The 21,320-nt window shown below is 53.8% G+C and carries 19 protein-coding genes; 8 read left to right on the top strand and 11 right to left on the bottom strand.

Annotated elements, in window-relative coordinates:
- Positions 1-238: 238 nt before the first annotated feature.
- The gene (locus Q4551_RS13155; protein WP_303434306.1) at positions 239-1,594 is read right to left on the bottom strand and encodes a hypothetical protein; all 1,356 of its coding nucleotides are present in this window, start codon (positions 1,592-1,594) and stop codon (positions 239-241) included.
- A gap of 203 nt (positions 1,595-1,797) precedes the next feature.
- On the opposite strand from Q4551_RS13155, the gene Q4551_RS13160 reads away from it, so the two are divergent.
- The gene (locus tag Q4551_RS13160) at positions 1,798-2,418 is read left to right on the top strand and encodes an alpha-ketoglutarate-dependent dioxygenase AlkB (RefSeq protein WP_303434307.1); all 621 of its coding nucleotides are present in this window, start codon (positions 1,798-1,800) and stop codon (positions 2,416-2,418) included.
- Positions 2,419-2,453: 35 nt separating this feature from the next.
- Here Q4551_RS13160 and Q4551_RS13165 read toward each other — a convergent pair whose 3' ends face one another.
- Entirely contained in the window at positions 2,454-3,881 is a 1,428-nt protein-coding gene (locus Q4551_RS13165) for a (Fe-S)-binding protein (protein WP_303434308.1), read from the bottom strand.
- Between the two features lie 91 nt (positions 3,882-3,972).
- On the bottom strand, positions 3,973-4,143 hold the full coding sequence (locus tag Q4551_RS13170) for a hypothetical protein (protein WP_303434309.1): 171 nt from the start codon (positions 4,141-4,143) through the stop codon (positions 3,973-3,975).
- Between the two features lie 63 nt (positions 4,144-4,206).
- On the opposite strand from Q4551_RS13170, the gene Q4551_RS13175 reads away from it, so the two are divergent.
- The gene (locus Q4551_RS13175; RefSeq protein ID WP_303434310.1) at positions 4,207-4,836 is read left to right on the top strand and encodes a glutathione S-transferase family protein; all 630 of its coding nucleotides are present in this window, start codon (positions 4,207-4,209) and stop codon (positions 4,834-4,836) included.
- A gap of 369 nt (positions 4,837-5,205) precedes the next feature.
- Here Q4551_RS13175 and Q4551_RS13180 read toward each other — a convergent pair whose 3' ends face one another.
- Positions 5,206-5,676 (bottom strand): bacteriohemerythrin, encoded by a 471-nt coding sequence (locus tag Q4551_RS13180; protein ID WP_303434311.1) that lies wholly within the window; start codon positions 5,674-5,676, stop codon positions 5,206-5,208.
- A 503-nt stretch (positions 5,677-6,179) separates the two neighbouring features.
- On the opposite strand from Q4551_RS13180, the gene rlmF reads away from it, so the two are divergent.
- Positions 6,180-7,226 (top strand): 23S rRNA (adenine(1618)-N(6))-methyltransferase RlmF, encoded by a 1,047-nt coding sequence (rlmF, locus tag Q4551_RS13185; RefSeq protein ID WP_303434312.1) that lies wholly within the window; start codon positions 6,180-6,182, stop codon positions 7,224-7,226.
- A 154-nt stretch (positions 7,227-7,380) separates the two neighbouring features.
- On the opposite strand, the gene Q4551_RS13190 is transcribed toward rlmF, so the two are convergent.
- Positions 7,381-7,863 carry an SRPBCC family protein gene (locus Q4551_RS13190; RefSeq protein WP_303434313.1) on the bottom strand — a complete coding sequence of 161 codons (483 nt, stop codon included), beginning with the start codon at positions 7,861-7,863 and terminating at the stop codon, positions 7,381-7,383.
- Between the two features lie 203 nt (positions 7,864-8,066).
- Between Q4551_RS13190 and yegD the strand changes: the two genes are divergently transcribed.
- The gene (gene yegD, locus Q4551_RS13195; RefSeq protein WP_303434314.1) at positions 8,067-9,443 is read left to right on the top strand and encodes a molecular chaperone; all 1,377 of its coding nucleotides are present in this window, start codon (positions 8,067-8,069) and stop codon (positions 9,441-9,443) included.
- A 24-nt stretch (positions 9,444-9,467) separates the two neighbouring features.
- On the opposite strand, the gene Q4551_RS13200 is transcribed toward yegD, so the two are convergent.
- From Q4551_RS13200 to gcvA, 3 genes are all read right to left on the bottom strand, one after another.
- Positions 9,468-10,883, bottom strand: a complete 1,416-nt coding sequence (locus tag Q4551_RS13200) for a DUF3482 domain-containing protein (protein ID WP_303434315.1) — start codon at positions 10,881-10,883, stop codon at positions 9,468-9,470.
- Between the two features lies 1 nt (position 10,884).
- Positions 10,885-12,234, bottom strand: a complete 1,350-nt coding sequence (locus tag Q4551_RS13205) for a DUF2868 domain-containing protein (protein ID WP_303434316.1) — start codon at positions 12,232-12,234, stop codon at positions 10,885-10,887.
- A gap of 294 nt (positions 12,235-12,528) precedes the next feature.
- Positions 12,529-13,440 (bottom strand): transcriptional regulator GcvA, encoded by a 912-nt coding sequence (gene gcvA, locus Q4551_RS13210; protein ID WP_303434317.1) that lies wholly within the window; start codon positions 13,438-13,440, stop codon positions 12,529-12,531.
- Positions 13,441-13,566: 126 nt separating this feature from the next.
- On the opposite strand from gcvA, the gene Q4551_RS13215 reads away from it, so the two are divergent.
- Complete coding sequence (locus Q4551_RS13215; RefSeq protein ID WP_303434318.1) at positions 13,567-14,076, top strand: M48 family metallopeptidase; 510 nt, start codon at positions 13,567-13,569, stop codon at positions 14,074-14,076.
- A 158-nt stretch (positions 14,077-14,234) separates the two neighbouring features.
- Here the strand turns inward: Q4551_RS13215 and Q4551_RS13220 are convergent, their stop codons facing one another.
- Complete coding sequence (locus Q4551_RS13220; protein WP_303434319.1) at positions 14,235-14,471, bottom strand: GrxA family glutaredoxin; 237 nt, start codon at positions 14,469-14,471, stop codon at positions 14,235-14,237.
- Positions 14,472-14,833: 362 nt separating this feature from the next.
- Between Q4551_RS13220 and Q4551_RS13225 the strand changes: the two genes are divergently transcribed.
- Both Q4551_RS13225 and Q4551_RS13230 read left to right on the top strand, forming a co-directional pair.
- On the top strand, positions 14,834-15,892 hold the full coding sequence (locus Q4551_RS13225; RefSeq protein WP_303434320.1) for an efflux RND transporter periplasmic adaptor subunit: 1,059 nt from the start codon (positions 14,834-14,836) through the stop codon (positions 15,890-15,892).
- Positions 15,893-15,897: 5 nt separating this feature from the next.
- A complete protein-coding gene (locus Q4551_RS13230) occupies positions 15,898-19,143 on the top strand; it encodes an efflux RND transporter permease subunit (protein WP_303434321.1) in 3,246 nt (1,081 codons plus the stop codon).
- A gap of 228 nt (positions 19,144-19,371) precedes the next feature.
- Here Q4551_RS13230 and Q4551_RS13235 read toward each other — a convergent pair whose 3' ends face one another.
- A complete protein-coding gene (locus tag Q4551_RS13235) occupies positions 19,372-19,746 on the bottom strand; it encodes a hypothetical protein (RefSeq protein WP_303434322.1) in 375 nt (124 codons plus the stop codon).
- A gap of 94 nt (positions 19,747-19,840) precedes the next feature.
- On the opposite strand from Q4551_RS13235, the gene Q4551_RS13240 reads away from it, so the two are divergent.
- Complete coding sequence (locus Q4551_RS13240; protein WP_303434323.1) at positions 19,841-20,269, top strand: DOPA 4,5-dioxygenase family protein; 429 nt, start codon at positions 19,841-19,843, stop codon at positions 20,267-20,269.
- Between the two features lie 75 nt (positions 20,270-20,344).
- On the opposite strand, the gene tmpT is transcribed toward Q4551_RS13240, so the two are convergent.
- A complete protein-coding gene (gene tmpT / locus Q4551_RS13245) occupies positions 20,345-20,986 on the bottom strand; it encodes a thiopurine S-methyltransferase (RefSeq protein WP_303434324.1) in 642 nt (213 codons plus the stop codon).
- Positions 20,987-21,320 lie beyond the last annotated feature (334 nt).

Below are 21,320 nucleotides of genomic sequence, written 5' to 3' on the forward strand. Positions count from 1 at the left end.
GAAGTCCGCTCAGACATCGGTTTGTGGCTCACCAATCATATCCAGCGCGACGATAAGGATTATGTCCCTTACGTCCGCAAATCACTTGAAGGCGGGTTTGTCGGCCGTATGGTGAAACGCTTTTTTGCATGATTGATACAATCCCAGGCACTGGCAATTCCCTCAACCTTCAGGGCAATTGCCACCCTTTTACGCTGCCAGTCAGCTTTCCAAGCAATCAGATCACCGCTTAACAACCTTATAGAGTTATCAGATACCCATACCCATACAAGGTTGCGCAGCACAGCGGCAACATCAGCAACGCGTAATAACGATTGGCCCACATCATGGCACGGGCGCTCATACCAAAACGCGCCTGCAAACTCAGTTGAATACCCGACAGTGGCGAAATCCCTACGCCAATGGCCCACCCCATCAAAAAGGTCAAACCGAGCAGGTTCGGGTCATCCACGCTACCCGCCAACAAACTGCCCGCCAGCACAACACTGGTCACTGGATGCATCCCCGCAATCGCGGCGACAACCAGCACCAATAGGGTGACACAGGCTTCTAAAGCACCAAACTGATCGGGAGCAACGGATATATCCAAGGCATTCATACTGGCTGACACCCCCGCCGCCAGGACTGCCGCCCCGAGAAACAAGGCAATTTCACTGCACATGCCAGGCAGTCCCACCCGGATATGTTGCACAATGTCTTTGGCACCTTTTCCGCCTCGCGTCAGCAGCAGCCAGATCAACGAGAATACAATGGCAATCAGGGTAACAAGCGTCAGTACCGCCAGTTCTGGCCAGATCCAGTGGCTGACGATCACCAGTACCGCCAACACCAACGGCATCCAGAGCGACGACCAGCGCAAAGGGTAGCCTATGGCGTTTTCTGCTGCCGGGTTACGGCGAATCTCCCAGGCAGAAAACAGCAGCGCCACCAATGCCAACGGCAAACCAAACAGCACCAGTGTTATTAATTGCGCCCCCGGAGCGCTCAGCAACGTCAATCCCATCGCTGCAAAGAAAGGTGACCAAAAAGCGCAGGCCGAAAAGGCTCGCAACAGCACCATGCCCTGTTCGGGTTGCAAGGGCTGATGCTGACGAGCATGGGCCAGACGGTCACCAACAATCAGCGCGGCAGAGATATTCAATACCGATGCAATCAGATGAGTACTGAACAAGGTTTTTTGCAGCGCCTGGACGCCTTGTGGCAACCGTTCTGTGGCACTCATTCCCGCCAACGCCACCAGCCGTAAAAAACTGACGCCAATGATCATCGCCAGCAGCATCTGATTACCCTCAACCGCCTTGAGCCAATACGAGGCAGAGGAACCCTGCCAGGCAGCAAAGACCAGCCCGGCAACACCCACCAGCATCAGCCCGCCAATCTGTCGGCGTTGGGACGCTTTTATCTGAGGGATCAACAAGGCCGTTGCGACCCACAGCGGTACACCAGCCACCCAGGCTGGAAAATCGATCAACAGCGCGTTGGTCAACACCAGTACCAACGCCAATAACAACAGCCAGCCCGCTAACGGGGGAGTACCGGCGCCAGTATTCAGCCAGCGCCGCAAACAAGTAAGGAAGCACAAAGGGGAAGACATCCAGAATCCGACAGATTAAGCAGAAAAAACGTGATTGATAATAACCAAAGAACACGATCAGGCGATCAGGTTACAACGAGCAGCAATAACAGCAAGGTGAAATCCAACCGGGATCAAGAATGGCACTGATGCTGCAGCAACAAATACCAAGACCGCACACCACACCACACCACACCACAAACCGTACAATGAGAAACGCCGTCGTGAGCCATGTTACCAAAACACCATCATCCAACACTGCTGAAAGCCTCACCGACGCTGGACTACATTACATTGGCTCCCTGATGACACCAGCAGAAGCCGATGCCTGGCAAGGCTGGCTTCTCAACAATATTGCCTGGAGTGATGACGGCTACGAAGCATTTGGGCGGCGCTTCCCGATCCCGCGACGACAGGCCTGGTTTGCCGATGAGGGTATTTGTTATCGCTATTCTGATAATTTATTACCCACCCAACCGTGGCCAGAACCTTTGCAGCACCTGCGCCAGCAAGTGGAAACCCAGACCCGGCAGCGTTTTAACTCGGTACTGGCAACCCTGTATCGTTCAGGGTCAGACTCTGTTGGCTGGCATGCCGATGATGAACCGGAGCTGGGACCAGCACCAGTGATTGCTTCCCTGTCGGTGGGCGCTACACGGATATTCCGCTTGCGCCCTAAAGCCGCACCAGAACAGCAACGAGCGGTTCCGATGCACGGCGGTGATCTTTGGCTGATGCAACCGCAATGTCAGCAATACTGGGAGCACGCAGTGATCGCCGAACCCGGCGTACAACAGCCCCGTATCAACCTGACGTTTCGCTGGGTTACGCCGCCATCGACCTGACATTGACCTGACATCGATATTACCCGAAGCCGGCTTTATTCACCGCCAGCCGTCTCCACCAGACAATCCGCCAGCAGCTCCGCCAGATGCATGGGCCGGGCATCGCTGTGCTGGCGTATTTGCTGACGACAGGAAAATCCATTCGCCAGGACCTGCCGGTCGCCCCGGTTACTCAGCGCGGGCAGCAAGCCTTGCTGTGCCATGGCCAGGCTGTGCTGCGCATGCTCGGCTTCCAGCCCAAAACTGCCAGCCATGCCGCAGCAGCTGGATTCGATGAAATCAAACGAATGCTCCGGAATCAGCTTCAGCACCCGCCGCACGGACTTCATCGCCCCAACGGCTTTCTGATGGCAGTGACCATGTACCAGCGTGCCAGAAACCGGACTCGACAATGGCAGATTCAAGCGCCCGGACTTGCTCTCACGCGCAATAAACTCCTCAAACAACAGACTGTGTTTGGCTGCTGTAACCGCGGCCTCCCCCAGCCCCAATGCCTGGGCGTCATCGCGCAAGCCCAGCACACAAGAGGCTTCCAGCCCCACAATACTGTAACCCTGCTCAACCAGCGGCAATATAGCCTGAATCAGCCGACTGGCCTCCGTCCGGGCCTGATCAATCATGCCCTGTGCCAACCAGGTACGACCACAACAATATGGTCGTGCATCCTGGCTGGAACCACTGGCATGAGCATCCGGCTGCAGCAACCGCACCTGATATCCACCCGCCTCCAGCACCGTAATGGCGGCCTCAACAATATGCGGCTCGTAATAACGCGTAAAGGTATCCACAAACATCGCAACTTTATGGCCATTAAGGTTGCCAGCAACCGCCGGACTGGTCAGCGCCTCAAGCCGCTTGGGGGAACGGACCGGCAGCTTCACCGCCGGGTTCAGCCCCATCACAGGGTCCACCATCCGACGCAGCCAGCCACTGCGGTTACGCAGCTGTATCAAGGTATCCAGCCAGGGATGCTGATGCTGCCATTGCGGCAATGAAGCCATCAGCCGGGAACGCCAACTGCGAGGCTGAAGGGCATATTTTTGTGCCAGATATTCAGCCTTGATCAGCGGCATATCGACACTGCTTTCACACTCGCGCTTGCAGCCCTTGCAACTGACACACAGATCCATCGCCTGCTGCAATTCCGGGTCCAGCAACGGCGCTGAATCCTGGCGCGTCGACAAGGCCGCCTTGAGCAGACGCACCCGGCCACCGGTGGCCAGATTCGGATCACCGCTGACCCGATAACTGGGGCACATCACCTGCTTGCCAGCGGCTTCGCACTGGCGACTATTGATACACGCGGCAATGGCCTTGGCGTAATGGCCGCCGTATTTGGGAATATCGGCATACGCGTCCCCCATCCCCGCATCACGGTAAGCAGACCAATCCAGCTGCAGTTCAAGATCCTGAGGGGCAGATTCCGGTGACAGGAACGCTGTAGAAGTCGAAGAATCCGTCATAAACAATACCAACCCGCGATAAATGTAAGCTGGTCAGAGTGCAATCTCCATTCCTACCGACGACTGGCCAAGCAGCTCCCTGTAAATGCCATCACCACATGGATTCCTTGCGCTCCGGGTCGTTACATCCCCCGGAAGAAACGTGACAAAACCGGTCGCTGTTCCCGGCTTGTCGGCTTTGCGACAGCGCCAGCCAGCCCCCAATCGACCAGCCAGACCAACCGGCAAGAGCACCCACCGGGTCCAGAGCAGAAAATGCCATCACGTACAGATTGGTTGTGTATTTGCAATATCAGCGTCTTCCCTGCCAATGAGGTAACGCCTGATGATGACGTTTTATATGACCCCCGGCTCCTGCTCGACAGGTATTCATATTCTGCTGGAAGAACTGGAACAGGTATTCAGTGCCACTGTTCTGAACCTGCCCGCGGGCGATGGACAAAAGCCGGAGTACCTGGCTATCAACCCGAAGGGCACCATTCCCACCCTGGTGCTTGATGACGGCACGGCGTTGACCGATTTTGTTGCCATTGCCTGGTGGCTGGCCCAGCGCTGGCCGAAAAAAGCCTTGTTACCAAGCGATCCGACGGCCCAGGCTGTTGCCCTCGACCGGCTCAATTATCTGGTCGGCACCCTGCATGGACACGGTTTTACCCGTATTTTTACTCCCGAGCGCTACCTGCTGCATGCGGATGATCGTGATGCCATCGAGCGCCAGGGCCGGACTCTGGTACAAAAAGGCTTCCACCAGGTTGCCCAATGGCTGGAAGCATCTCCCGGTGCATTACTGTATGAGCAGTTGTCAATTGTGGATGCCGCGCTGTTTTATAACGAGTTCTGGGCCAACCGCCTGGGTATGACATTACCCAGTGCCTGCCAAATTCATTACCAGGCAATGACGCAACGCCCAACGGTGCAACAAGTATTAATGGAAGAAGGATATCGACAGTTTTGACGGTTACAATTGTCAATATTGACTTTTCCAGCAACCACTGACCAATAAAAAACCGTATTATTCAGGAAATAAAACAATCATGTAACCATTGGAAACAAGTTACTTACCATAGGTAATAGAAAGAAACAGCGGCAAGCACAGCCAGAAAAAAGTCAGCGAAATAATTTTTAAATGACACCCACGACATATTGCACCACTTGGTGGCGCAATATGTCATTCAAAAAAATGCACCCAGCCACAAACAACCATTCAAAGCCACCTTGTTTTTATAGCTGTCAATAAAGCCATCGCTTGATTTTTTTATTTTGATAACCAGATCACATTTTATTGTCGCTCATACTTTTAAATATCGTATTTTTTTATTCTGCATCAAGCATGATGATCCACGGAACCAAACACTCGCTTCAGCGTTGCGCTGACCCAACTGCTTTCCTTGCGTAATGCCTTACGCACCAGAGACGCATAGTTCTGGTCTTCTTCCTTGATGTGCTGCAGCAACCAGCGCATCAGACCTGTACGCATTTTCCGGGCGACATTCATCGGGTCTGTACCACCATGGAGCTGCTCTCTCAGCAACTCCATATGTTCACAAAACTTCTCATGTATCAGTAAGTGATCATCCAGCAACGGGTAGCCTGCCCGCGCCATCAACTGCTCCTCAAAGCTGAAGTGATCAACGGTATAATCTTTCAACCGATCCATCACGCTATAGACTTCACTAACGTCATTATGCTCGATCGCATGGTGCAAATCATTCACATAGTCTGCGATACGTCTATGCTGACTATCAATAATGTCAACACCAATATCATACGAAGCATTCCAGACAAAATAACTCACGACCATCTCCTTTAATCGCAGAAATACAATGGCTACTTCAACGCCAAACATCTGCATTCAAATAAGCACGTATAGAATTCAGACCAAACGGTCTCAACCAACAGGCCGGTGATTGTAGCCGTGAAATATGAAAAAAAATAATGACATAAATCACATCACACAAAATATAACCAATTAGTTATATAAAAATTATAAAACCTTGGTTTTTTAATTATCGACAATCGGACAATCTAAAAAATCAGAAATGTAATATCAAAACAAAGATGACAATATGATTAAATATTTGAATTTTTACAACCAACACCCTTGGATCTATTTTCTTTTTTTATAAAAACTCCGCAATACCCAATGGGGAATAATTGAGTGTTCCCTGCCACCAATGATCTTTATACTGCAGGCGACCTTTCGTTTTGCCTTGCAGTGGCCACAGCCCGGTTACTGATTCCGGACACTGCATTCATACGATCAGCCACCGTCTCAACCACCCCACCACCAGAGTCATCATGTCCCGAAAGTCGTTTCCCCGCTCATCCAGCCACAAACCATCTGCCACCCCAGCGGCAAACAAGGCAGCGGTATTACATCCGCGCAATCGCCACCAGCAGCGTTATGACTTTGACGCACTGACGGCCACCAGCCCTGAGTTAGCCGCTTTTATTCGGCTCACCCCAAGTGGCAATCATTCCATCGACTTTACCGACCCGGTGGCCATCAAGGCATTAAACCGGGCCTTGTTACAAAACTGGTACCAAATCAATGACTGGGATATTCCCGACGGCTACCTCTGCCCTCCCATCCCTGGACGCGCAGACTATATCCATAATCTGGCCGACCTGTTGGCAGCCGCCAATGGTGGCAAAATACCGGCGGGCAAGCGTATTCAGGCCATGGACATTGGCTGTGGTGCCAACTGTATTTATCCGCTGATCGGCCAGAGCGAATATGGCTGGCGCTTTATTGCCGCAGATATCGACCCGGTCTCCCTGGCATCCGCCGAACGTGTGCTGACCGCCAACCCGTTACAACAGGCCGCCATTAGCCTGCGCCAGCAACCCGACAAGGACTGTTATTTCACTCACGTGCTACAGCACAATGAATTTCTCGACCTGACCCTGTGTAACCCGCCGTTCCATGAGTCGCCAGAGCAGATGTCGCGTGGCAACCAGCGTAAGTGGAAAAACCTGGGCAAATGGGACACCCCTCAAGAAAGCCACAGCTCAGAGTCCACTCCCAAAAACCAGCCGCTCAACTTCGGTGGTCAAAATAATGAATTATGGTGTGAAGGTGGCGAAGTCCACTTTATCAGTCAGATGATGCGGGAAAGCCAACAGTACGCCAGCCAGGTGTACTGGTTTACGTCACTGGTATCACGACAGGCAGCGCTACCGGCGCTGAAAAAGGTCTTGCGAGAGATCGGTGTGGTGCAGCAGCAAACAATTACCATGACGCAAGGTCAAAAAAGCAGTCGTTTTATTGCCTGGAGTTTTCTCAACGCAGAACAACAGACAATCTGGCGGCAAATGCGCTGGCAAAATACAACGCGCCGTTAGCCGTTATCTTCAGTACTGGTGGGAGGGTACTGACGGGAGATAACACAAGAACAAGACGAATAGAATAAACACAGACAGCTGACAAAGAGCCGGTGTATCACCCCGGCTCTTGCCCTGATTTCCTGAGAACAAGAAAAAACCATGAATCTCTTTGTTAATACATCCGTTGTAGCTGATCCAGCCCACCCCGATAAACGCCACTGATCACGGCTTCAGCTTCCGGTCGGGACATACCCTTGGCATCAAAGGTCGATTGCCAGGTGACTTTCGACTGACTGTCACCCATCGACGTGACACTGATGGTCGCGTTATACGCTTCGACCGGTAATGGCCCGGAGAGGATACGATAGCTGTAATTCATGCCGCTGTTGTCGCGACTGGTCTCTTCTTCAACAATTTCCGCACCGTCCTGCAAGGTCAGATAACGTCGATCCGATACCTGCTTGCTGAGTTTTACCGCCGGATGCCAGCGGTTCAAATCATTAAACTCCCCCACCAATGCCCAGACTTCTGCCGCAGGGGCATTCACCTTGACGGATTCAGTCACCGACGCCTGTCCGTCCATGCTGTCCATATGAGCACAAGATGCGGTTAATGCTGAACCACAGATCACCAGGGTAGAAAGTGTTTTATTCATAAATATAGGCCTACGTTTTTTGTTATTGGCCTGTCATAGCATGCGCAGTCATACGCCGGTCAAACATACTGCTTTGTATGGAGTCTTGACCTCCTTAAGCAGGGTATCTGTTCGCCATTGTTTTCTTACCCCTCCCTGCTTGACCCCGCAAACCGCTGTGCTAATGTGCGCGGCTTTTCGCTGTCCGGCTCACGAGGAATTCCATGATTTGCGGCTTCGACTACGGTACTTCCAACTGCGCCATGGGCGTCAAATCACAGGATGCCGTGCAACTGCTGGCCGTTGATGGCGACCAATGCTTTATGCCGTCGGCGCTGTACACCCTCGGCCGGGAATTGATCTGTGAGCAGGTCGGACTGGCCATGACCGAAGGACCGCAACGGGATGATTTCATCAAAACCCGGCGGGGGCCATTACAACTGGCCCAGCGGGCGCGGCGTGAGCTGGACCTGGGGCCAGCCTCCGAAGACACTGATGCCGTTATGCAGGTCGGCCAGCAAGCCTTTGCACACTATTTTGCCGATCCGGAAGAAGGCTACTTCGTCAAATCGCCCAAATCCTACCTGGGTGCCAGCGGCCTGCGACCGGAGTTTGTGCATTTTTTTGAAGACATCGTGACCGCCATGATGCAAACGGTGAAGCAGCGGGCCGAGTTATCCCTTGGCCAGACCCTGACTCATACGGTAATCGGGCGACCGGTCAACTTCCAGGGCGTCAATGCCGAACACAGCAACCGCCAGGCACTGGATATCCTCAGTATTGCGGCCAAACGCAGCGGCTTTCAGTCCGTCGAGTTTCTTTATGAGCCGATTGCCGCCGGGCTAAGCTTTGAGCGTCACCTCACCGGCAACCAGACGGTGTTGGTGGTGGATATCGGTGGTGGTACCAGTGACTGCGCCATGGTGAGGATGGGCCCGGATCACCGCGACCGCGACGACCGCAGCGCCGACTTTCTGGGCCACACTGGTGAACGCATCGGGGGAAATGATCTCGATATCACGCTGGCGGGCAGACAGCTGATGCCGCTGTTTGGCATGAACGCCAGCCTTAAAAGCGGCAAACCCATGCCCACCAAAACCTTTCTCGATGCCGTCTGTACCAATGATGTCGGTGCGTTGTCGCGCTTCAGCAGCCTGGAAACCACCCTCCACTTGCAGCAACTGCAACGGGACTGCCTGCAACCAGAGCTGATCAGCCGTCTGTTACATTTGCAAACCAACAAGCAGAACCAGCAGCTGGTACGCTGTGCTGAAAACGCCAAGATTGCCCTGTCCGATACCGACAGCACCCTCGTAGCGCTGGATTTTGTCGAAGCCGGGCTGGACACCCAGGTCTCCAGAAGCGGACTGGAAAATGCGATCCAGCGCCCGCTGCAACGTATCAGTGAACTGATGGCTGAAGCCGTCGCCCAGGCCGGTGTGCAGCCAGACCAGGTATTTATCACCGGTGGCAGTGCCCGCTCACCAATCATTCGTCAGGCGGTGGCGCGCACCCTGGGGGATATTCCACTGCTGGACGGTGATCATTTTGGCAGCGTAGTCTCCGGCCTGACCGAATGGGCACAGCGGATATATCGCTGATATGCGCTCAGAAGCCTGTTCCGATTAACCGGGTTTGCCAGTCGGACTGTCCCCCGGCACCGGTTGGCTCAGCTGCAAAACCCAGTCACGCAGTTGCACCAGCTCTTTATCGTTCAGCCCCTTGGCGGCTTTTTGCAAGCTGCGGGTAAGCTGCACCTGCTCCAGTTTCGGCAACCGCTCCAGGCGCTCAGTCAACCCGGTCGAGGCCAGCTCTGCCACGGTACGGTCAGCATGGGTCCGTCGCAGCATCAGCTCCAGAAAATCCACCGCCCGCCCCAGCAAGACAAACACAAACGTCAGATCCCGCACTGGCCCGGCGGTCAGGGTTTTGCCCGCAACCGGCACACCTTTGATGTTCAGTTTTTCCGGTTTCCAGGTTGCTGCCAATGAGGCCAGCCCGGACAACAGTCCGCCCGCCAGTGCTCCGGCCATCAACGAACTGCCACCCACCCCGGCATCCAGCACCGCACCCGCCGCCGCTCCGGCAGAGGCCGCCAGCGCAACGATTTTCTGTCGATCCAGACCGTAAAGATACCAGTGACTGTTATCAAACAGATCCGGGTAATCAGCGCTTAACAACTGCGCTTGCACTCGCATATTGGAATGGGCAAACAAGGACTGTAACTGGCGCTGCATACTGAATTCCATATCGCGCAAGTGGCGCTGATACTGGCTTTTCAACTGGGTCTCCAAGGCAGATTTGGCAAAATCGGCCGGGACCCGAACATCACTGACATGACTGATTATCTGCACCATATGCTCAGCCACAATCATCGCTCCCTGACTGGCCAGACGGTCAAAATAACGCGTCAGTGCCGCCATGGTGGCTTCGATTGCAGGTCGCCAGGGTTCGTGTAATTCAGCAAAGGCCGACAGCACCGCAAACTGCTTTTGGCGATCCGCGGTCATGGGATCAAACACCCGCACCACACTGAAATACTGGCTCAGGGCGTTTTGCCATTCTTCCACATGTGCAGCACCGCCAATCGGATTGATCAGTGCCATGCGAGGCTGCCCGGTCCACTGCAAAATGGTCATTTCGGCTTCAAATTCCGGGCTGTAAGGCAAGGATCCATCAACCACATAGATAATACCGGCACCATCCAGAATAGGCTGCAGCAGCTCGATTTCATCCTGAAACCGGCTGCTCGCTGCATGCCGTTGTTCGGTCACAAAATCCTGTACCGTCTGTTTGCGTTCAGCGGCATTGGGAGCCCGTTGCTGCAACCAGGACAATACTTGTCGTGGGCGCTGAAACCCCGGCGTATCAATCAGCCGATAATGACTGACACCATCAACACACAACTCAAACGCTTGTGCTGTTGTCGTGGTACCGGAAATTTCCGATATCCGGATTGCATCCTGACGCGTCAAGGTCGCGACAATGCTTGATTTACCCTTGTTCGGATGACCAACGACCGCAAATCCTGGCATCGTCATGCTAATACCCCTTTTTTAACGGAATCTGGTGACGGCTGGCAAAATACTGCCAGGATTTAAGCAGGGTCTGGTAGCGCTCATCCTCGACATCAGAGGACACCAGCACCAGCACAACCTGGGTATTGTTGTGCTGCAATAACTCGATACAGTCTGCCAGTTCACCGGTGGGTGTTTGCGCCGGATCCACCACCAGCAGTACCGGACGCGACCGCTTGCTGTCGGCAGAGGCCAGCCACTGTTCGTCTTCCAGCCAATCACCACTGCCCAGGTTTTTGACCACCGGCCAGTCGGTATCTGGCTGCTGCCAACTGATCAGATCGGCTGGCGTAGTGCTGATATCAATCTCGTCTGGCAGCACCAATGCTGCGTCTGATACCAGGGGTTCGTGGCTTTGCCGATGCTGCTGTGCCAGTATAAATTGCTCAATATCGGCGCTATTGGCAATGCTCCAGCGCAGCTGCCGGATAAAACGCCAGCGTAACAACAGCGCCAGCGCAACCCGAGGCAAGACACCGTACACCATGATCGCCATCACCAGTGTTGGCCACCAGCCACTCTGGCGGCTTCCCATACCGGCACCGGACCCCATCACATCCAGGGCACTGAAACGACTCTGACTGATCAGTTCAAGACCCGGTGATGCCACCAGCCAGTGCCAGGGCCAGCTGACAACCGCCATCATGTGTACCATGGTGCGATTGTCACTGATCAGTGTCGACGACCAGCCAAATTGATAATCCTGAAAGGTCGCCAGTGCAAAAAAGGCCAGCAAGGCAGCGACTGAAAAAACCAACCCCAGCCATTGGGTTTGCCAAAGCATCCAGGGGAACAACACCTTCTGATACGGCAAAAAATGCGTCAGCCGCAGCTTGTTGGCCAACGCCAGCAACAAGGGATGGGCACTGGCCAGGCGAGCGGGTTCACGCGCTGGTGCCAACACCGTCATATAGGCGCTGCTCAGGGTAAACAGCAAGGGCAAGAAAGCGAACAGCAGCAGAGGCACCCAGATATTCACCGGCTGCTGGCTGGCGTAGTTCAACACCCCCGCCATACTGGCAAAACCGATCACCGCAATAACCAGCCCCAACAGCAACAACACCCAGCGGGCGGGGGTTGTCAGCCCGTCGTCGCTGCCCTGCTGCAAGGCTTGTTGTTCCCAACGGCGCAAATAATCCACTGGCGACAGGGTATTGCTGGCATCACCACTGGCGGTGTCGGACGCTGTTAATGACAGTGTTTTTTGCGCCACGAACAAACGGAAGTCCAGCCAGCGACACATGGCGGTGGTGGCCCCGTCCTTGAAAAAAAACTGCACAACCTGGTTTGACGATACTGATAACGCTGAAGACATAGAATCCTGAATTTCCGCAACAAAAACCGTTACGCCCAGCCGTCAATGGCCGACCGCAGATAAAAAGATGGGCCAGTATACGTGGCGAAGCGCTCCGAGGGCATATTCGCAGTCATGGGTATAATGGGTTGAAGGCTGACAGCCAGGTGTTTAACAACAAGATCTTAAAACAAGATCTTGAATAGGCAGCACCGTGGCGGCAGTCGAACTTCGCATCATATGGCCAACACAATGCACTCCAGCGAGCCACATTGCCGATTAATGCGTACCCGGGCCGTCCGTCGTCATTATCGATCAGAACCCCGTTGAAACCGAGTCACCGGACTCTGCCATGGCACTCATCATCCACTCCTTGAAAGCCTTCATCCCGGTGGTCAAGGGCCGGTTTTTGCGGTACACCAAGTAAAATGCCTTATTGGTATCCAGCTGGATATTAAACGGAATCATCAAGCGGCCAGAGGCAATTTCACGGGAAGTCAGCGTACTGTCGGCCAAGGCCACGCCCAGGTTCTCCTGCGCCGCTGCCGTCGCCAGCTGACTGCTCGACAGCTGCAAGCTGCCCTTCGGCACCAGGTTGTCGACCCCGGCCTGATGCATCCAGTTTTCCCATTCCCACTTGCGCTTGCTGACGTAAATCAGCGTATGACGACGCAAGTCACTGGGTTTTTCCAACGGGTATTTGCCGGACAGCAGCGCCGGGCTACACACCGGCACCAGCATGACCTTGCAGAGAAAATGGGTTTCAATATCGTCCCACTCGCCATTACCGTAATAAATGGCGATATCCGTACTGACACGATTAAAATCAATCAGCCCCTGCGAGGCGTTGATTTGCAACTCAATATCCGGGTACAACTCCTGAAACTGCGACATATGCGGCATCAGCCAGCGCGTCAGAAAATTGGGCGCCACACTGATCTGCACCACATTGCTTTCGTGGCCATTGGTCAGCCGCTGGGTAGCAACCTCGATTTCATCCAGCGCGTGTTTGATGCCATTCAGATACTGCTCTCCAGCGGAGGTCAGTGCCACCTTGCGCTTGTTGCGACTGAACAGCTGTACTCCCAGATATTCTTCAAGTGTCTTGATTTGATGGCTGACCGCCGAAGCCGTCACAGCCAACTCATCGGAGGCAGCAACGAAGCTGGATTTTCGGGCCGATGCTTCAAAGACACGCAAGGCATTCAAGGGAGGCAGGCGACGCATGAACAATCCTGAAAGATGAATTTATTTCAGCATCATGTCGCTAGCCTGACGGTTTTTCAACCACCTTGGTCTCTCTGTTACAATCCCGCCTCGACTTACTCTCTCACCGACCCTGGCTGCTGCTTTATGACCTCCCACTCGTTACGTTATCTGTCGGCCTACTCGGCCGATCTGCAGCACCAGGCCAGCCAGCTGCTGCAGGCAAACAAACTGGGCGACTTGCTCAAACACCGTTACCCTCAGGCACACACCCTGGCGTCGGCCGGATTACTGTATGACTACGCGCAGGATCTCAAGCACCGCTATATGCGTAAATCACCCCCGATCAGCAAGGTGATTTACGACGACAAGATCCACGTAGTGGAACACGCTCTGGGGCTACATACCTTTGTCAGCCGGGTACAGGGCGGCAAGCTGAAGGCCAAGCACGAAATCCGTATTTCGACCCTGTTTCGCAACACCCCTGAAGCCTTTCTGCGCATGATCATCGTCCATGAACTGGCTCACCTGCGCGAAAAAGCCCACAACAAGGCGTTCTACCAACTTTGCCAGCATATGGAGCCAGACTATTTCCAGCTCGAACTGGATGTCCGGTTATACCTGTGTCAGCGCGACCAATACGGTGATTTATGGTGACTGCTGCCGGATCCTGATGGCTTCACATCGCGCATGTGGCTCTGCCTTGAAGTATTCCGGCCACAAAAAAGCCCGGTCATCCAGACCAGGCTTTTTTGTGGTGTTCCAGGGTGCCAGAACTCAGGGGGCATGATACCCGCAATCTATCGACTTACCATTTACTTGGCGTTGATCAAGGCCGCAAATTCAGTATAGCCGCCGACGTGTTCAGTGCCGATAAAGATTTGGGGCACGGTATCCACCGGTTTGCCAACGGTCTTTTCCAGGTCAGCCTTGCTGATACCTTCAACATTGATATCAATGTATTTAAAGTCCAGCTCTTTGATTTCACACAATTCTTTGGCACGCCGACAGTAGCCACAACCTTCTCGACCAAAAATAGTGACACGTTTCATAAACAGCTTCTCCGCAGTAAGGGGCATGACCGCCACTCTGATTTACTCTCTGGAGTGCGATTCAGGGCTAGGCCATAGTGGGTAAGTATTCTCATAGCTTATAACGATAGCTCAACCTCTGTTAAATCAATATTTACTATAAAGGCTATAGCCTGCCGCCCAGACCGCTGTCACCCAGGCAGCAGTCAGGACTTTCTCGCACAGAAGCCAGGAGAGCAATAAAATGAAGCTCATCCGGTCGCGTCTGGTTATTGCATTTCATATATTAGTATATTCTAATACAGGAATATAAATAATCTGGAATTCACACCAGTCTGTGAGTCCTGCCAGTAAACCCAGCCAGTAAATAAAGGATGCTCCTTATGCTGCCTTCTCGTTTGATGTTGAGCCTTGGCCTGTCTATCCTGCTCACCCTGCCGACCCATGCGCTGGAGACACGTACGTTACAAACCAGCCGCATCCCGGTGTTTTACGATTTTGAAGCCTCGTTGGAAGCGGTTAACGAAAGTACCATTTCCGCACAAACCAGCGGCTCGATTCTGGCCGTCCATGTGGATGTAAACGACCAGGTCAAAAAAGGGGCGTTGCTTATCGAAATCGACAACACCCAGCAAAAAGCCCAGCTCGCCCAAGCCCAGGCTGAACTGGCAAAGGCAGAAGCCCAGAATGAAGACGCCCAGATCCTACTCAAACGTAACCAGCAACTACTGAAGCAACGGTCCATTTCCCAAGGCCAGTACGACAGCGCCTCCGCCCAGGCCAAAAGCGCCGCGGCGGCAGTTGCAGCAGCCAACGCCAATGTCCGTCAGGCCCGCACCCAATTGTCCTACACCCGTGTTACCGCCCCCTACTCCGGCATCGTCAAAGCCCGTATGGTACAAGTGGGTGAGCTGGTCAGCCCCGGGCAACCCATGATGACTGGCCTGGCATTACAACCACTGCGAGCGGTCACCAATTTACCCCAGCGTATCGCCCGTTATTTCCGTAGCCGTCAAGCCGAAAGCAGTGTTGAGGTTCTGGTCGATGATCAGCAGATCCATATCAACGCCGACAAAATCACCCTTTACCCCTACGCCGATGACCAGCATCACAGTCTGCGTCTACGGGCCGAACTCCCTTCAGAAGGCGCCGCCAGCCGGTACCCCGGAATGTGGGCACAAGTGAGAGTGCCAGTGGGAGAACGAGAAGGCCTGATGATTCCACAAGATGCCGTCGTCAGGCATTCCGAAGTCACCTCGGTGTACGTTATGAAGGACCAGCAACTGTCCATGCGTCAGGTACGGCTGGGCAACAACAGCAACGGTGAGACTGAAGTTCTGGCAGGACTCAGTGCCGGTGACACCATTGCCATTGATGGCTACGCAGCGCTGGCAATGATTGCCCAACAGGCTGAAGCCTCCTCCAACCACGCTGGAGAATAATGACCATGTCTGCAGACACCACTCCATTGGGAATTTCCGGTAAAACCGCCCACGCTTTCCAGAATTCAGCCATTACGCCATTGCTGGCACTGGTTGGCCTGCTGCTCGGTTTTTTTGCGGTGATGATCACCCCGAAAGAAGAAGAGCCGCAAATCGACGTTACCTTCGCCAACGTTTTTATCAGCTACCCGGGTGCCAGTGCCCGCGAAGTCGAGCAACTCGTCGCCATCCCTGCTGAGCAAGTCTTGTCTGAGATTCAGGATGTCGATGATATTTTCTCCATCAGCCAACCAGGCCAGGCCATACTGACCGTTGCCTTCAAGGTTGGTGTTCCGCGAGAAACGGCCATCATCAACCTCTATAACAAAGTCCACAGCAACAATGACTGGTTTCCGCAAAACCTGGGAATCAGCCAACCCATTATCAAACCGATGGGGATTGATGATGTCCCGATCATGGCAATCACCTTATCTTCTGACGACCCTCTGGTCTCTGCTGCCGAGTTAACCAAGATCGCCCATACCCTGGAAACCGAACTCAAGCGCATCCCGGGCACCCGTGACATCTACAGCATCGGCGGCCACTCCGATGTGGTGCTGGTCAAGCTGGACCCTGCTCGCATGAATGGCTACAACCTCGCCTTTGACGACGTTCGTAATACCCTGATGAGCGCCAATGCCGGTGGTCAACGCCTGCCTCTGGTACAAAACAACGAAGTGATTCAAATCCAGGCCGGAGCATTTTTGCAGCACAGCACCGACCTCGGACAGTTGGTTGTTGGCAAAACCGAGACCGGGCTGGTCTATCTCGCCGATATCGCCGACATTCACCAGGGTGCCGACGTTCCGGAACAATTTGTCATGCATCGCGACCTCGGCAACACTCACAGTCAGGTAGCCGTTACCATTGCGATTGCCAAACAGCCCGGCACCAATGCGGTCGACATCACCCAATCCGTCGAACAACGCCTGATCGACCTCAAACAGCGCGTTATTCCCGACAATATCAACGCCGATATCACCCGTGACTACGGCATCACAGCCAAAGACAAATCCGACAAGCTGATCGCCAAACTCCTGTTTGCAACCACTGCCGTGGTGGTTCTGGTATTGGCAACCATGGGCTGGCGCGAGGCCATCATTGTTGGTGGTGCTATTTTTATCACTCTGGCCATCACGCTGTTTGCCAGCTGGGTATGGGGCTTTACGCTCAACCGGGTATCCCTGTTCGCGCTGATTTTCTCCATCGGTATTCTGGTGGACGACGCCATAGTGGTGGTCGAAAACATCCATCGACACCTGCATCTGGGCGGCAAAAAACTGCTGGACGTAATCCCGATTGCGGTCGACGAAGTTGGTGGGCCAACCATTCTCGCCACCTTTACTGTGATCGCGGCTCTTATGCCCATGGCGTTTGTGACCGGCCTGATGGGGCCTTATATGAGCCCAATCCCGATCAACGCCTCAACCGGTATGCTGATTTCCCTGGTGGTGGCGTTTGTGGTTACACCCTGGTTATCCTACAAACTGCTCAAGCGCCACTTACCCGACAGCACATCGGCTGATGAAGCCCCTGCCGATTCAAAGCTGCAGCGGTTTTTCCATGCCCTGATGTCACCCTTCCTGCAAGGCGCTGGCGCAGTCAAAAAACGTATTCTGTTATTTGTGGGGATTACTGGCCTGATTGTTGTCGCCGTTGCCTTGCCCGCCACAGAACTGGTGGTCTTGAAAATGCTGCCATTCGACAACAAGTCAGAATTCCAGGTTGTCGTTGATATGCCTGAAGGTACCCCGGTTGAAGAAACCCTGATGGTTCTCGATGCCCTCGCCGATGAATTAATGACCGTAGAAGAAATCCGCGATGTACAACTGTATGCCGGTACCGCAGCCCCCATTAACTTCAACGGACTGATACGCCAGTATTACTTGCGCAGCTTGCCTAACCAGGGCGATATCCAGGTCAACCTGGTCGACAAGCACCATCGTGACCGTAAAAGCCATGACATTGCCCTGTCCGTACGAGAACCGCTGCAAGTCATTGGCGAGCGCCTGAACGCCAACGTCAAAATCATCGAAGTACCACCTGGCCCACCCGTGATGGCACCGATTGTGGCGGAAGTCTATGGCCCGGAATACAGCCGCCAGATCGAAGCCGCCAAGGCCTTGCGTGGCCAGTTTGAAACCACGGCCGATATCGTCGATGTTGATGACTACATTGAAGCCGACCAACAACAGTGGATCATTCGTATCGATCGCCAGCGCGCCGCCATGCTGGGAGTCGCACAAGCCAGCATCGTCCAGGCCATCAACACCGCATTGGGTGGCGAGGATGTCAGCTATTTACACACCCACACTGAAGAAGGAGATCTCTCCAGTGCCAACAGCAAATACCCGCTCCCCATTCGTCTTGAACTGAACGAAGGCGACAAGGTGGGCCTGAACCAGCTGTTGGTGATGAAAGTGAAAGCCGCCGATGGCAGCCTGGTTTCACTGGCTGACCTGGTCAGCATTCGTAAAACCATCGCCGACAAAACCATCTACCATAAAAACCTGCAACCGGTCGTTTTTGTCACTGCGGATATGGCCGGAGAACTCGACAGCCCGCTGTACGGCCTGTTTGGTATCTCGTTTGGCATGGAAGACGCCGGACTCAACTGGCAACAATGGTTTATTCAGCAACCACCGCTGACTGACGATATCAGCATGAAATGGGACGGCGAGTGGCAAATCACTTACGAAACCTTCCGCGATATGGGGATTGCCTATGGTGTCGGCATGATCCTGATTTACCTGCTGGTGGTCGGTCAGTTCCGCAGCTACCTGGTGCCGTTGATTATTATGGCTCCGATTCCACTGACAGTGATTGGTGTTATGCCGGGTCACGCCCTGTTTGGTGCCCAGTTCACCGCCACCTCCATGATCGGCATGATCGCCCTGGCAGGGATTATCGTGCGGAACTCCATCTTGCTGGTCGACTTTATCAATCAGCAACTAGAAGAAGGAATGCGCTTTGAAGAAGCCGTTGTGACTGCTGCAGCCGTGCGCTCCCGGCCGATTGTACTGACCGCTGTCGCAGCCATGATCGGGGCATTCTTTATTCTGGATGACCCGATCTTTAACGGCCTGGCGATCTCACTGATCTTCGGCATCATGGTCTCTACCCTGTTGACGCTGATCGTGATCCCGCTGCTGTATTTCTCGCTGATGCCTAAGAACCTGGGCGAAAAACTGCGGGGAGAAATGGCAGGCTGAGATCAGCCCACCGGCAAATAATGCAACCCGACAATCAGCCCCTCATCTGAGGGGCTGATTTATTTTCAGCAGAACCTCATGTCTCCTGACCCCACCCAGCTGACCACCGGTGTATTGTCATTTCGCTGCATTCGTCGCCTTGCCCTGAACAACGGCAACACTCGCTCAGAGCCGTGCAGGATTAAATATATGTCCCCTTCAGGGCAATTTACATTTACCCAAGCCGCCTTATTTACTCTTCCAGATCTGCGCCACTGCCCGGTCACTGCCCAAAAAGCCGACAATCAGGCACACAATGCTAACGGTGAAAAAAACGATTCCTGGCAACAAGCCACCCCAGATTGCCGCCCTGATGGCAACGTATAACGAACCGCTGGAAATCACCAGAAACAGGCAGCCAACAGCCAGCAGAATTTTACGAAAGGAAGGTTTATAAGCGTATTCACCGGTTCCTTTTTCAAACAGATTCAGAAGCGGGGCAAACAGTTTTCGTAATTGGGTTTTCATAAACGCGATGGCGCCCTGTGTCAGATAATCGGTGGCAAAGCCGGTGCGGTAAGGTTTCAGGCTACTCCGCTCACGAGACCAGCCAAGACTGACCATCGTTTGACCCGACCAAAAAGCGCTACAATATCAACCTTTACCGCCATAAACCAACACGGCACCCGGCTGCACTTGCCCAAGGTGTCTTTTCTTAATGCCCGTTGTCCGGGCTGTACAACAGGAATTCGACGTGACTCACTGGATCGATACTCGCCATATCAAGGGCTGGCATGCCCATGTCTATTTTGATGCCGCAACCCAAGGGCAAGCCCGCGAGCTGTGCCAGGCTCTGACGGAAGCATTGCCGGGTATCCAGCAGGGTCGCATGCATGAAAAAGCCGTTGGCCCACACCCGGACTGGAGCTGCCAGCTGGCTTTTGGCCATGATCTGATTGCCGATGTCCTTGGCTTTTTGAGCCTGAACCGCCAGGGCCTGACGGTGTTTATTCACCCGATTACCGGACAAGACCTGATCGATCACCGGGACAGGGCTATCTGGATGGGCGCAATACGCCCGCTCAAGCTGGAAAACTTGCCGGATTTTGGGGTTGTCTATGACCTGTTATCCGACTCCCCTGCCTGAGCCTAGCCCACCCTCTGCACTCTCCATGTAATGTAGCCAGTGCCAGTTTATAGCCAGTGGTCAGAACACCGCGGATCAAGACAGGGGCTGTAATATCCACACAGACTCTGTTGCACTCAGCCGGTTTTTCATAACGCCGTCAATCTCTTCGGTTTCCAGCAACAGCAGTCGATAATCCTGGTCGTAATGCTGATGCAGTTCTGCACGAGGCACAGAGAATGGCGGGCCTTTTCTTTTTTCCTGATCGTATTCGTAGCTCACCAGTAACTGCCTGGCCGTATCCGTCAACTGACGCAGGTGCTCACTGTAACGCTGGCGCAACGCCGGCGGTAACGCCACCAGTGCTGCGCGGTCATAGATGGCATCCACCTCACCCAGTACGTCGGCACTGAGGTCAAAGATATCCCCCACAAAAATATCCAGGCCATCGGCCTGATACTGTAACAAAGGCCCGATCTGACGAATCTCTGGCGTCACTCCCAGCTCTGCAAACAAGGCCTGAATCGCGCTTTCGTTTAACTCGGCACCGGCAACCTGCACGCCCTGCCCCAGCAGCCAGCCAATATCCAGTGTTTTGCCACACAAAGGCAGAAATACCCGCTGCCCTTCCTTTAGTGCCAACCGCTCGTAGTATTTGACCAGCACCGGGTTGGTCTCATTTTGGTGGAAACCAATTTCGCCGCGCTCCCATTTTGCATGCCAGAAACTTGCGTCCATTGTCTTACTCCAGAACTGATATATCGCATTGCCCGCCATCATACACGGTGGCGTGGAATTTCAGAGCGCCGGAACAGCAGGCCAAACACGTCCCGACCCTGGTCATAGCGCCTTCCACAATAACGACGTTCAAACCAAGTACGCTAAATACCTGCTACGCCACTCACACCACTCACACCACTCACACCACTCACGCCCAATACCTGCGACATCGATTCCCGCCAATCTCAGCCAATGCCGGTTAATGCCGGTTAATGCCGTCGCCATGACACAAACCAGCGCATACACGGCACTGGGTGCCAAGAACCGCAACAGCCCAACAGCGTTTAATCAA

This window comes from Oceanobacter sp. 5_MG-2023 (assembly GCF_030548165.1).
Lineage (GTDB): Bacteria > Pseudomonadota > Gammaproteobacteria > Pseudomonadales > Oceanobacteraceae > Oceanobacter.